This window comes from Amycolatopsis sp. H20-H5, from assembly GCF_035828755.1.
GTDB lineage: Bacteria > Actinomycetota > Actinomycetes > Mycobacteriales > Pseudonocardiaceae > Amycolatopsis.
The window spans coordinates 1-12,448 of sequence record NZ_JAYMZS010000185.1 but is presented as its reverse complement, the minus strand read 5'-3'; the positions used below and the strand labels follow the sequence as shown (position 1 = coordinate 12,448).

At 68.2% G+C, this 12,448-nt stretch carries 14 protein-coding genes; 5 read left to right on the top strand and 9 right to left on the bottom strand.

What is annotated here, in order from left to right:
- Positions 1-116 precede the first annotated feature (116 nt).
- On the bottom strand, positions 117-1,343 hold the full coding sequence (locus QMK34_RS44915) for a M50 family metallopeptidase (protein ID WP_326420969.1): 1,227 nt from the start codon (positions 1,341-1,343) through the stop codon (positions 117-119).
- A gap of 3 nt (positions 1,344-1,346) precedes the next feature.
- Positions 1,347-2,552: a 1-deoxy-D-xylulose-5-phosphate reductoisomerase gene (gene dxr / locus QMK34_RS44910; protein ID WP_326420967.1), complete on the bottom strand. Its 1,206-nt coding sequence runs from the start codon at positions 2,550-2,552 to the stop codon at positions 1,347-1,349.
- Between the two features lie 95 nt (positions 2,553-2,647).
- Here dxr and QMK34_RS44905 point away from each other — a divergent pair, with 95 nt between their 5' ends.
- The 3 genes from QMK34_RS44905 to QMK34_RS44895 all read left to right on the top strand — a co-directional run bounded on the left by QMK34_RS44905 (position 2,648) and on the right by QMK34_RS44895 (position 4,235).
- Entirely contained in the window at positions 2,648-2,902 is a 255-nt protein-coding gene (locus QMK34_RS44905) for a DUF2631 domain-containing protein (RefSeq protein ID WP_326420966.1), read from the top strand.
- 40 nt (positions 2,903-2,942) lie between these two features.
- A complete protein-coding gene (locus QMK34_RS44900; protein WP_326420965.1) occupies positions 2,943-3,602 on the top strand; it encodes a peptidylprolyl isomerase in 660 nt (219 codons plus the stop codon).
- Between the two features lie 144 nt (positions 3,603-3,746).
- Positions 3,747-4,235 carry a beta-class carbonic anhydrase gene (locus tag QMK34_RS44895; RefSeq protein WP_326420964.1) on the top strand — a complete coding sequence of 163 codons (489 nt, stop codon included), beginning with the start codon at positions 3,747-3,749 and terminating at the stop codon, positions 4,233-4,235.
- A gap of 384 nt (positions 4,236-4,619) precedes the next feature.
- On the opposite strand, the gene QMK34_RS44890 is transcribed toward QMK34_RS44895, so the two are convergent.
- From QMK34_RS44890 to QMK34_RS44865, 6 genes are all read right to left on the bottom strand, one after another.
- Complete coding sequence (locus QMK34_RS44890; protein ID WP_326420963.1) at positions 4,620-4,898, bottom strand: ribosomal protein L7/L12; 279 nt, start codon at positions 4,896-4,898, stop codon at positions 4,620-4,622.
- A gap of 69 nt (positions 4,899-4,967) precedes the next feature.
- Positions 4,968-6,734: an MFS transporter gene (locus QMK34_RS44885; RefSeq protein ID WP_442785359.1), complete on the bottom strand. Its 1,767-nt coding sequence runs from the start codon at positions 6,732-6,734 to the stop codon at positions 4,968-4,970.
- Between the two features lie 200 nt (positions 6,735-6,934).
- Positions 6,935-7,492 carry an EF-hand domain-containing protein gene (locus QMK34_RS44880; protein ID WP_326420962.1) on the bottom strand — a complete coding sequence of 186 codons (558 nt, stop codon included), beginning with the start codon at positions 7,490-7,492 and terminating at the stop codon, positions 6,935-6,937.
- An 82-nt stretch (positions 7,493-7,574) separates the two neighbouring features.
- Complete coding sequence (locus tag QMK34_RS44875) at positions 7,575-9,131, bottom strand: flavin-containing monooxygenase (RefSeq protein WP_326420961.1); 1,557 nt, start codon at positions 9,129-9,131, stop codon at positions 7,575-7,577.
- Positions 9,128-9,361: a hypothetical protein gene (locus QMK34_RS44870; protein WP_326420960.1), complete on the bottom strand. Its 234-nt coding sequence runs from the start codon at positions 9,359-9,361 to the stop codon at positions 9,128-9,130. The genes QMK34_RS44875 and QMK34_RS44870 overlap by 4 nt, the downstream gene beginning before the upstream one ends.
- Positions 9,362-9,390: 29 nt before the next feature.
- Positions 9,391-10,284, bottom strand: a complete 894-nt coding sequence (locus tag QMK34_RS44865; RefSeq protein ID WP_326420959.1) for an AurF N-oxygenase family protein — start codon at positions 10,282-10,284, stop codon at positions 9,391-9,393.
- 101 nt (positions 10,285-10,385) lie between these two features.
- On the opposite strand from QMK34_RS44865, the gene QMK34_RS44860 reads away from it, so the two are divergent.
- Positions 10,386-11,048 (top strand): TetR/AcrR family transcriptional regulator, encoded by a 663-nt coding sequence (locus tag QMK34_RS44860; RefSeq protein ID WP_326420958.1) that lies wholly within the window; start codon positions 10,386-10,388, stop codon positions 11,046-11,048.
- Positions 11,049-11,266: 218 nt separating this feature from the next.
- On the opposite strand, the gene QMK34_RS44855 is transcribed toward QMK34_RS44860, so the two are convergent.
- On the bottom strand, positions 11,267-12,070 hold the full coding sequence (locus QMK34_RS44855; RefSeq protein WP_326420957.1) for a methyltransferase domain-containing protein: 804 nt from the start codon (positions 12,068-12,070) through the stop codon (positions 11,267-11,269).
- Positions 12,071-12,098: 28 nt separating this feature from the next.
- Between QMK34_RS44855 and QMK34_RS44850 the strand changes: the two genes are divergently transcribed.
- The coding region (locus tag QMK34_RS44850; protein ID WP_326420956.1) for a winged helix-turn-helix domain-containing protein at positions 12,099-12,448 on the top strand (350 nt) is incomplete at its 3' end.

The window sequence follows — 12,448 nt, the reverse complement described above, 5'->3', positions numbered from 1 at the left end:
GACGCCAGCGTACCTACTACCGGGGGATGCCCCGCACGAAGTCAACCGTCACGGTGACCGGTGTTACGCACAGTGCGCCGCCGGGGACGGCGGCGCACTTCGACCGGTGCGAGCCGCTAGGGCAGGCGGATCGGGTTCACGATGTCGGCGGTCACAGTGAGCAGTGTCACCGCGCCGCCCAGTAGCACCAGGACCATCGTCACCGCGGACAGCTTCGTGTAGTCCACGGGGCTGCCGGCCGCCTTGCCCCGCAGCTTGCGGAACCAGTCGCGGACCCGCTCGTACCAGGAGATCGCGATGTGCCCGCCGTCGAGCGGCAGCAGCGGCAGCAGGTTGAACACGCCGATGAAGAAGTTCAGGCTGGCCAGCAGGAAGAAGAACAGCGGCCACAGGCCACGCTCGACAGCCTCGCCGCCGATCCGGCTGGCGCCGACCACGCTGACCGGGGTGTTCGGATCACGCTCGCCGCCGAAGATGGAGCTGACCACGGCGGGGATGCGCTTCGGGAACTCGATCAGGCGCTGGCCCGTCTCGGCGAACATCTTGCCGGTGAAGCCCACCGTGCCGCCGATCGCCGCGACCGGCCCGTAGTGCACCGGCCCGGTGTTGGCGTCCGGGACCTTCGCGGCGCCCATGACGCCGACCACGGCGACCGAGCCGTTGGCCAGCAACCGCTCGACCCGCGGGATGGTGACGGTGAGGTCCTTCGTCTGCCCGTTGCGCAGCACCTGGACCGCGGTGGGCCCGTTGGCCGCCTGCACGGCCTTCAGCATGTCTTCCCAGGTCGGCGTCTGCTTACCGCCCACGGACAGGACCTTGTCCCCGGCCAGCATCCCGGCCGCCTTCGCGGGGGCCGGGTCGCCTGGCCGGCAGACCGGGTTGTTGACCTGGTCCACGGTCGTCGCGGCGCGCACGCACGCGGACGTGTTCGCCAGCACCGGCTCCGTCGACGGCGGGGTCAGGTTCGGCAGGCCCATGGTGATCGCCATGAAGTACAGGACGATGAAGCCGAGGATGAAGTGCGTCAGCGAGCCCGCGCTGAGCACCACGGTGCGCTTCCAGGTCTTGAACCGCCACATCGCGCGCGGCGCCTCGTCCGGGGTGACCTCGTCGAGCGCGGTCATGCCGGCGATGTCGCAGAAGCCACCCAGCGGGATCCACTTCAGGCCGTACTCGGTTTCACCGCGCTTGAACGAGAAGACCGTCGGCCCGAATCCGACGAAGTACCGGCGGACCTTCATCCCGAAGGCCTTGGCCGTAACCATGTGCCCGGCCTCGTGCAGCGCGACGGAGATGCAGATCCCCAGCGCGAACAGCACCACACCGACGATGTAGGCGAACACGCGCTACTTCCCCCTGCCGATCATCGAGCCCGCTCGCGCGCGAGCCCACTGCTCGGCCGCGAGTACGTCCTGGACGTCACGAGGTTCACGACGCCATTGGTCGGCGGCTTCCACCACCTCGGAAACAGTGTCCACGATGGAGGTGAAGCTGGCGTTCTGTGCCAGGAAGGCGGCCACCATTTCCTCGTTCGCCGCGTTGAACACCGCGGGCAGGCAGCCCCCGGCGGTGCCCACGTGCCTGGCGAGCTCCACGGCCGGGAAAGCCTCGTTGTCCAGGGGTTCGAAAGTCCAGCTCACGGGCTTGTCCCAGACGCACGGAGCCGCCGCTCCAGGCAGCCTGTCCGGCCAGTGCAGGGCCAGCGCGATCGGCAGCCGCATGTCCGGCGGGCTGGCCTGCGCGAGGGTCGAGCCGTCGACGAAAGTCACCATCGAGTGAATGATCGACTGCGGGTGCACCACGACGTCCACGCGGTCCGGCGGGACGTCGAACAGCAGCGTCGCCTCGATGAGTTCGAGGCCCTTGTTGACCAGCGTCGCGGAGTTGATCGTGATGACCCGGCCCATCGCCCAGGTCGGGTGCGCCATCGCCTGCTCGACGGTGACCTCGCCCAGCTCGTCGCGCTTGCGCCCGCGGAAGGGCCCGCCGGACGCGGTCAGCACCAGCTTGGACACCTCCTCGGCGCGGCCGGAACGCAGCGCCTGCGCCATCGCGGAGTGCTCGGAGTCGACCGGGACCAGCTGACCCGGCTTCGCGGCGGCGAGCACGAGCGCCCCACCCGCGATCAGCGACTCCTTGTTGGCCAGCGCCAGCGTCGACCCGGTGGCGAGCGCGCGCAGCGTCGGCTCGAGGCCCTGCGAGCCCGGCATGCCGTTGAGCACGACGTCCACCGGCACCGAGTCGATGAGCTCGAGGACGGCGTCGGCCCCGGCGAAGATGCGCGGGATCTTGAACTCACCGCGCGAGTAGCCGCGGCGCTGCGCCTCGGCGTACAGCGCGAGCTGGAGGTCTTCGACCACGGTCGGCCGGATCACGGCGAGGGCCTCGACGCCGTGCGCCAGCGCCTGTGCGGCCAGCAGCCGCGGGTCGGACCCGCCCGCGGCGATGCCCGCGACGCGGAACAGGTCCGGGTTGCGGGCCGCGACGTCGAGGGCCTGGGTTCCGATCGAACCGGTCGAACCGAGTACTAGGACACTCCGCGAGGTAGTCATCGTCACTCAGTATCTCGCGGGTCCCGTCCGGCGCCGACACGCAGGTATGGGATCATCTGGGTGGAAGAGGAACACCCGGGTCTGAAGGAGTGATCGTGGCGAGCAAGGCGGTCGAAAAGCGGCCCGAGGTCGACCCCCGCGACGAGCCGTCGGCCGAGTGGGGCTGGCACGGTTCGTTCCCCAAGGCGACGCGGATCGCGGGCTGGCTCAGCGCGATCTTCCTGCTGGTCATGCTCAAGGGCAACCACGAGAACAACACGGAGAACGTGTGGCTCGTCGGGCTCAGCCTGCTGCTGGTCCTGCTGCTGGTGCTGGACCTGCGCAAGCAGCGCACCGCCTGGCGCAAGTAGCCCTCGCTCCCGCACCGGGTGATCGGCTAGGTTTCCCGCCATGAAGCTGCGCTGGGCACTGGCCGCCGTCACCGTTCTCGCCGCCGGGCTGCTCATAGCACCCGCGGCGTCGGCCACCCCGGCCGCGCCGATCGTGCGCTGCGAGTTCACCCCGACACCGGAGAACCCGGCCGCCCGTCCCGTCCTGCGGCCCCTGCCGTTCGCACTGACCCTCGGCCACGCCGACGTCACGTTCCGGACGAACTACGGCCCGGTGACAGTGGAGCTCGATCGTGCGGGCGCGGCGCCCTGCGGCGTCCACAACATGCTCAGCCTGGTGCTCCAGCGCTTCTACAACGCCAGCCAGTGCTGGCGGCTGACGAACTCCGCCCGGCTCGGCGTGCTGCAGTGCGGCGACATCTACGAGGTGGAGAAAGGCGGCCCCGGCTACAAGTTCCCGGACGAGGTCACCGGCAAGGAGACCTACCCGCGCGGCACGATCGCGATGGGCAACCAGGGCCCCGGCACCAACGGCAGCGAGTTCTTCATCGTGCACTCGTTCGCCACCATCCCGGCGAACTACTCGGTGCTCGGCAAAGTCGTCCGCGGCATGGACGTCCTCGACCGGATCGTCGCCGCCGGGATCATCCCGAGCGAGCGCGGCCCCCTGGACGGCGCACCCGCGAAACCGGTGAAGATCGAGCGGGTCACCTTCGGCTGACGCTGACGCTCGCGTTCGTAACCACTCGCCCTTGGGATGGCTCGACGTTCCCGCCGTTTCATCAGGTGGGCACCTTTGCGCATATGCGCATGTGGCGGTCGACTGTATGCGTCCGCTCGCCAGCCTCAGTGTGAGGAACGCATCATGACCGTCACCGACGAACTGCTCGCCAACAACGCGAAGTACACCGAGACCTTCAAAGGCCCGCTGCCGCTTCCCCCCGCGAAGCATGTCGCCGTCCTGGCCTGCATGGACGCCCGGATCAACGTCTACGGCGTGCTGGGCCTCAACGAGGGCGAGTCGCACGTCATCCGCAACGCGGGCGGCGTGGTCACCGAGGACGAGATCCGGTCGCTCGCGATCAGCCAGCGTCTGCTCGGCACGGAGGAGATCATCCTCATCCACCACACCGACTGCGGCATGCTGACCTTCACCGACGACGAGTTCAAGAAGTCGATCCAGGACGACACCGGCGTCAAGCCCCCGTGGGCCGCCGAGGCGTTCTCCGACCTCGACGCCGACGTCCGCCAGTCGGTCCAGCGCATCAAGAACAGCCCGTTCATCCCGAAGAAGGACTCCATCCGCGGCTTCGTCTTCGACGTCGCGACCGGAAAGCTCAACGAGGTCGTCTGAGTCTGCGGTCAGAACCGGCCTGAAGCGCGCTCCGCGTTGCTTCAGGCCGGAAAATCGTTATCGATAATTCCATTTATATAGACCACTTTCTTAGAAGGCGTCCGGAACTGATGTCATGGCGTCCAGTTTGGCGCCTAGGGCCGCGTCCCCTTCAGTCGCGACCCCAGGTTTGCCGTGTGCCCTGATGGGAGCCTTCACGGCGTTTAACGCCGTCATGGTGGCCTTCAGGGGCACGCATGAACGGGCGATTGGGCAGACTTTCCGTCCTTTGTGGAGGGTGAGCGGCTTCGAAGGACAGGCGCCCGAGGCTTCGAGCGGCGGCTGCTGCGACAGTTCTCAGGCCACCGTCTTAGTCTTGCGAATTTCACGCCATGAATGCGCGGATTAGAGGAAGCCGGAGTTCTTCCGCAGTTCCTCGTAGGCGAGCCGGTCGCGGTCCGCGGGGACGGCCTGGTGGCTGACACCGTCCGTCCAAGCCGGGGACGCCTCGACGAGGTCCTTCGCCTCGGCCAGGGAGCAGCCGGTGACCTCACGGACGAGCTTGATGCTCTCGATCTTGCCGAACTCTTCGGCCCGCAGGTCGGCCAGAACCGACTCCAGTGGCTTGCCGGATCGGAGCAACTCGGTCTCGCGCGCGAGCACTTCCTTCTTTTTGCGGCTCATGATCCGCGATGATGCCCCACCGCGAAGCGCCCGGTCCAGTCGGACCGGGCGCTTCCTCGTGGCGTGCGGTCAGCGTTCGCTGACCGGCGAGACCAATTCGCTGGGGCCACCCGAGGCTTCGCCCGCCACGGCGGCGAGCTCCTCGCCCACCGACTCGCGGTCGTCGCCGGGCTTCGCGTCCTTGGTGAGCAGGGACGCCACGGCGCCGATCAGGCAGACCACGATCGCGAAGCCGAACGCGATCGACAAACCCTCGGAGAACGGGCCGGAGATCAGGTTCGGAAAGAAGCTACGGCCGGTGAGGAAGCTGGCCTGATCCGGGGGCAGCGTGGCGAGCTGGCCGCCGAGGAGCTGCTGGATCGGGTTGTAGCCGAGGAACGCCGCGAAGAGCACGGCGACCGCGGGCAGATGGGCCACCTGGTCGGCCGACGCGGCGGGGACGCCGTGAGCGGTCAGGCCCTGGAACATCGCGCCGGGCAGGTTCTTCGACAGGCCCGCGATGATGAGGCTGAAGAAGAAGCCGATCGAAAGCACCATGGCGGCGTTCTGGAAGGTCGTCATCATCCCGGCGCCGGAGCCGCGGGAGTCCGCGGGCAGGCTGTTCATCACCTCGGCGCGGTTGGGCGAGGAGAACATGCCCATGCCGATGCCGTTGAGCAGCAGGATCGCCGCGAACGCCCAGTAGTTGAAGTCCACCGGCAGCAGGATCAGCAGCAGGAACGTCAGCGCTGTGATCGCGAGGCCGCTCGAGGCGAGCAGCCTGCTGCCGACGCGGTCGGACAGGATGCCCGAAGCCGGGGCCGAGAGCAGGAAGCCGACCGTCATCGGCAGCATGTAGATGCCCGCCCACAACGGCGTCTGCTCGAAGGTATAGCCGTGCTGGGGCAGCCAGATGCCCTGCAGCCAGATGATCAGGATGAACTGGAGCCCACCACGGCCGAGCGACGCCGCGAGGTTCGCGATGTTGCCCCAGGTGAACGACCGGATCCGGAACAGGGACAGCCGGAACAGCGGGTTGTCCACCTTCATCTCGATGATCACGAAGGCGACCAGCACGGCCAGCCCGCCCAGCAGGCAGCTCAGCACGAACGGACTACCCCAGCCGGTGGGCGAGGAGCCGTAGGGCTGGATGCCATAGGTGATGCCGACCAGTACCGAGATCAGGCCGACGGCGAAGGTGATGTTGCCCCACCAGTCCATCGGCGCGTGCTGGCGGATGCCGGTGTCGTGCAGCTTGAGGTAGGCCCAGATGGTGCCCGCGATCCCGAACGGGACGGACACCAGGAAAATCAGGTTCCAGTTGATCGGCGCGAGCACCCCGCCGATGACCAGGCCGAGGAACGAGCCCGCGATCGCCGCGACGCCGTTCATGCCGAGCGCCAGGCCCCGCTGGTTGGCGGGGAAGGCGTCGGTGAGGATCGCCGACGAGTTCGCCATCAGGAAAGCGCCGCCGACACCCTGGATGATGCGCCAGCCGATGAGCCACAGCGCCGCCGCGTCACCCTGGAACCAGGTGATCGCGAGGAAAATCGAGGACACGGTGAAGACCGCGAAGCCCAGGTTGTACATCTTCGCGCGGCCGTACATGTCGCCCAGCCTGCCGAAACTCACCACCAGCACCGCGGTGACCACCAGGAAGCCCATGATCATCCAGAGCAGGTAGCTGGTGTTCGCCGGCTCGAGGGGGTTGATCCCGATGCCCTTGAAGATGTCGGGCAGCGCGATCAGCACGATCGACGAGTTGATCGTCGCGATCAGCATGCCCAGCGTCGTGTTGGACAACGCGATCCACTTGTACCGCGGACCCAGCTCCGCGATCGTCTTGCTTCCTGCCACCGTGAGAGACCTCTCGCTCGCCGTCACTTAGCAAGGCTAAGCATTTTGCTTGCATTAGGCAAGGATGTGCCAGGAGAGGCAGATCACGTCTCACACCACGAAGTCTCGGGCTTCGATGACTGCCCCTGAAGGCCACCATCACGGCGTATTACGCCGTGATGGTGGCCTTCAGGGGCAATGACAGGTTGGGGGGGCGGTGGTTAGCGGGGAGCCGGGGTGGGGAGGTCGAAGTGGCCGAAGGTCCAGGTGCCGGGGGCCTCCGGGGTGTTTCCCGCCCAGAATTCTGTCCACAGGCCGGCGAACTCGGTGCGGGAGAGGTGACCGTCGCCGTTGAAGTCCAGGCGGGCGAAGATCTCGTCGGTGTCGGTTGCGCGGCCGGTCCAGGCCTCGATGAGCTGGCGGTATTCGGCTGCGGAGATCTCGCCGTCGGCGTTCTCGTCCACCACTTCGAACATCGCGTTCGCGGTCGCGGCGACGACGTCCAGCATCGCGGGGAGGCGGTCCACCAGGCTCAGGACCTCGTCCAGGCTGACCTGGCCGTCACGGTCGCGGTCGGACGCGCCGAGCAGCGCCGCCCACCAGCCCATCATGATCCCCGACAGCAGGACATGCGCCGAGGAACCGGGCTCCACGCCCCGCATGCCGGTCCACCGCGCGGTCAGCGCCTCGAAGTCGTCCTTCGCGAGGAACCCGTCGGAATTGGCGTCCATCGCGGCGAACACGCCGGCGATCTTGCGTCGCTGGAACTCGCTGGCCATGACTTCCCGTCCCTTCGGCTGTCGAGAGTAGACAGCGTGCCGGAAAGGGCGGGACGCGACAATTGGCCATCCGGGGCAAGCTTCAGCCACGACCAGGTGACACGCGATCACCAGCCGTGTCCTGCCCGGACAGTCGCACCGGGACAGGCCTGCGCCATTCGTAGTCGTCGAGCGGGAAATGGCGCGCCCGCCACCACACCGTCGTGCTGGCCTGCGGCCGCACGATCGACGGCTCACCGTCGCGGTCGAGGTAGTAGGTGTTCGAGCTCGCGCAGGACGCGGTGGTGAACAACGACTTCCGGTGCCCGCGCCGCATCGCGGCGTAGAACCGATCGTGCGCGCGACGCCGGACACCGACGTAGGTGGCACCGCGTTCGCGGGCGTGGGTGATGCAGCGCAGCGCGTGCGCGGTCTGGTTCTCGGCCATCACCAGCCACGACCAGCTGGTCGCGAAATGCGGGCCGGGGATGAGGAACAGGTTCGGGAAACCGGGCACCGTGATGCCCTCGTAGGCCTGGAAACGGTTCTCCAGCCACCAATCCCGCAGATCGACCCCACCTTCACCGCGCACCGCGTAGCCAGGAACGCTGTCATACTCGAAGAATTTGAACCCGGTGGCCAGTACGAGCGTGTCGATCTCACGGATCGTGCCGTCCGCGGTCTCGATGGCGTGCGGGTGGACCCGCTTGATGCTGTCGGTGACCAGCTCGACGTTCGGCTTGCCGAACGCGCGCCAATAGTGGTTGGACAGCGCGGGCCGTTTGCAGCCGAAATCGTAATGCGGTTTCAGGCGTTCCCGGAGGTCCGGGTCGGCGACCTGCTGACGCAGGTGGCGCAGCGAAAGCTTCTCGATGCCCTTGGTCAGGAACGGGAGCCGCGAGTAGTTGGTGACGCCGAGCCACATCGCCAGCTCGATGAACGTGCTGGTCAGGCCCCGCGACACCCAGCGCGCGGGGGCGAAGCGGTCGAGCACCTTCCGCACGCGCGGGGACAGCTTGACGTCGGTCCGGGGCATCACCCAGATCGGCGTGCGCTGGTAGACGTCGAGCCGTGCGACGTCCCTGGCGAGCTCCGGCACCAGCTGCACCGAGGACGCGCCAGTGCCGATCACCGCGACCCGCTCGCCTTTCGGCACGTAGTCCTGATCCCAGTGCAGCGTGTGGACGGTCCGGCCGGCGAACTCGCCGACGCCCTCGATGTCCGGGGTGTTGGCCTTGCCGAAGACCCCGTGCGCGGACACCAGGAACCGGGCGGTGAACGTGTCCCCCGCCGCGGTCCGCACCACCCAGCAGTGGCGGTCCTGGTCGAAGTCGGCGGAGACCACGTCCTGGCCCAGCCGGACGTGCGGGCGAAGGCCGTGCTCGGCGACGAGATTGTCGGCGTACTCCTTGACCTCGGCGCCCTTGGCGAACACGCGGCGCCAGTTCCCGTTCTGGGCGAAGGAGAACTGATACGTCACGGACGGGATGTCCACCGCCACCCCGGGGTAACGGTTGTCGCGCCAGGTGCCGCCGATGTCGTCGGCGCGTTCCAGGATCACGAACTCGTGGATGCCCGCGGACTTCAGCCGGATGGCCATGCAGATCCCGGCGAACCCGGCGCCGATGACGACGGCCTCGTGCTGGGGCGCGGCGCTCATCGGCGGTCCTCGCCGGTCAGGCGCTCCGCGGTGCGGATGACCAGGTTCCCCGCGCGCTCGGCCAGTGTCGGCAGGTAGTCGCCGAGGCGCTCCGCGGTGCGGTCGACCACGTGGGTGACCAGGGTGGCCGTCTCGTCGACCAGGTCCGCGGCGTGCTCGCCCGCCGAGCTGACGCGCTCGGCGCAGCGGCCGCCGAAGCGCGCCACGAAGCCGGTTTCGAGTCTGGCCATGCTGGTTCTCCCTCGGGGTGTTCGGGATTTCACGCCATGAGTCCGGAACTGCACCAGAGTTTCTTGCTCGGGCCGCCGATGAGGTCGGCCTCGTCCAGGAATCGCACCAGCCGGGACGCGCCGAACGCGAGCGTCTCGCGGCGTTGCGGGTTGGCCCAGGCGATCTCCGCGGCGCGCTTCGGATCGGGCAAGCCGGCGCGGGCGTACTGCTTCGGCCTGGCCAGGATCCGCGCGAGCATCACCGCGCCGACGGCGACGACGTCGCGGGTGAACTCCTTGGAGACCCAGGAGGAGTTCTCCAGCAGCCGCATCAGGTCCTCGCGGGCGTACCGGACGTGCCGGGCTTCCTCGGCGACGTGGATGCGCATCACCGCGCGGACCAGCGGTTGCACGGATTCGTCCTTGAGATGCTCGCGCTGCAGGGCGTCGAACACCTCCTCCCCGATCAGCGTCGCCACCCACATTGACGGGCCGCGCAGGATCAGCGGCAACGCCTGCGCGGTGAACTGCAGCGGCCGCGGATTGCGGTACGGACGGCCGCCGACCTTCTCGATCAGCATCGAGAACATGGTGGAGTGACGGCATTCGTCGGCCACCTCGGTCAGCGCGTAGCGCACGTGCGCGGTGGTCGGGTCGGTGTTGTACGACATCCGCAGCAGCAGCTGCATGAGGATGATCTCGAACCAGATGCCGACGCTGACCGAGTTGATCAGCTCCTGGCGCGAGAGCTCCACCCGCTGCTCGTGGCTCATCCCGTCCCACAGCGACGTGCCGTACAGCGAAACCGTGCGTTCCGGGATGAAGAAACGGCCGTCGACCAGCGGCGCGGCCCAGTCGACGTCGACATGGGGATCGTAGGACAGGTTCGCGCTGGCCTTCAGCAGCCTGCGCGCGGTTGTCTCCCGATCGGTGGTTCGCACCATCTCTGACGCTCCTCCTGCAGTGACCGCGCCCACATCGGCGCCACTACAGAAAAACGCATGTAACAACTTTAGTCAAGCTGTAAAGACGGTAAGCTCTCCCCATGACTGTGGACGGGACGGGCGAGGACCTGCTGCGCCGCGCGCTGGCCACCGAACTGCCGGACGAGGGGTCCGAACGGATCCTCGGCGCCGCGCTGGAACAGGCGGAGGACTTCGGCCTGCGCCGGTTCACCATCGACGACGTCGCCCGCCGCGTCGGCCTGTCCCGGGTGACGATCTACCGGTACTTCCCCAAGAAGGATCAGCTGCTCAATGCCCTGATCATGCGGGAAATGCGCCGGTTCCTGACCAGGGTCGACGAGGTCGTCGCGCTGCACCCACGCCCCGAGGACAAGCTCATCGAGGGCCTGCTGTTCTGCCTGGAGTTCCTGCGCGGGCACCGCCTGCTGAACCGGCTGCTGCGCACCGAGCCCGAACTGATCCTGCCGAACCTGACCACCCAGGCGGGTGGGCTGCTCGCCGCCGCCAGGGCGTGGATCGCCAGGCTGATCCGGGCCGAGATCGCCGCGGACCACGTAGACCTGCCCGATTCCGACGTCGACAGCGCGGCCGAACTCCTGGTCCGCATCGTGCTTTCACTGGTGCTCACGCCCGACACCGTGTTGCCCCTCGACTCCCCCGCCGAGCGGCAGCGGCTCGCGGAGCTCTACCTAACGCCGATTGTGCGGGCACTGCGCCCGCACCGCGATCAGACCGCGAGCTGAGCCACCCGAATCGCTCGCGCCGCAACAACTTTGACTGTCCCTGAAGGCCACCATGACGGCGTCTAACGCCGTCATGGTGGCCTTCAGGGACACCGATATCGGGCTCCCACGCGGCGATCCGGCGTGTTGGGTGGGAACAGTGGGATCGCGGGATGGGACGTGGAAACTGTTACGTATCAACGCTATCCGGATCGGACTGGTCGTGGACGTGGTGCTGCTCAGCCGGGCCGGACGGCCTGGGCCTTGAAGAACACGTAGTGGAAGGTGCCCTCGTCCGCGACGCGGCGGAGGTCTGCGATGCCGCGGTCCCAGTCAGCGCGGGTGATCAGTCCGGCGGCCAGCGCGTCGTCGCGGACGGCGTCGACCATCGCGGTGAACGTGCGGCGGGTGAACCCCTCGGCCAGGTCCGGCCGGGTCGGGTCGGCGTAGACCGTCCGGGGGCGCGCGACGACGTCGCGGTAGCCCGCGCCGGTCAGCAGCGGCTGCAGCCGCCGTCCGATCAGCGCGTCGCCGTCGGCGGCGGCCTGTACGCGGATCAGGCAGTCGATCGCGGCCTGCGCGAAGTCGCTGCGGGGGTGGAAGAACGCCGAACCGTGGTCACCTTCGATCACCGTGATGGTGCCGCCAGGCCGCAGGAGTTTCCCCAGCCGCAGCAACGCTTTTTCCGGGTCCGGCAGGTGTTCCAGCACGAAACAGACGAAGAGATGGTCGAACGACGCCTCGGCGAACGGCAGGGCGAACAGGTCTGCTCGATGCCACTGGACTCGCGGGTCGTTGACGCGCGCACGGGCCTGGGCCAGGGAATCCTCGGAGATGTCCACCGCGACGAGGTCGGCGCCGGGGCTGGCGGCGAGCAGGTGCGGGGTCTGCGCGCCGACCCCGCAGCCGACCTCCAGCACCCGGCTCCCGGCGGAGTAGGCCGTGCCCGCGTGCAGCAGCTCCGCGAGGGTGTCCGCCTGGTCGCCGAGGCGCCGGGCCTCGACCTCGGAGTATCCGTGCACGTACGTCGAAACGGTGTCCATGCGGTCAGCCTGATGGCACAATGGTCCGATGGGAAGGTCCAAAGTGACCCTCGATGACAGGTCCATAGGCGCCGATTTCCTTCAGCTCGACGTCGGCGACGCGCCATCGGGCAGGCTCTCCGCCTGGCTGGCCCAGCGGCTCCGGCTGGCGATCTCGGACGGCAGGCTGCCGGTGGGGAGCAGGCTGCCAGCGACTCGCGTGCTCGCGGCGGACCTGCGGGTGTCCCGTGGGGTGGTCACCGAGGCCTACCAGCGGCTGACCGACGACGGGCACGTCGCGGGGCGCGGGCGCGGCGGCACGATCGTCGTGGCCGCTCCCGTCGCGGTGGCGAAAACGGCGGCCACCAGGGTTCCGACGGCGAAGGTGCTGTTCGCGGG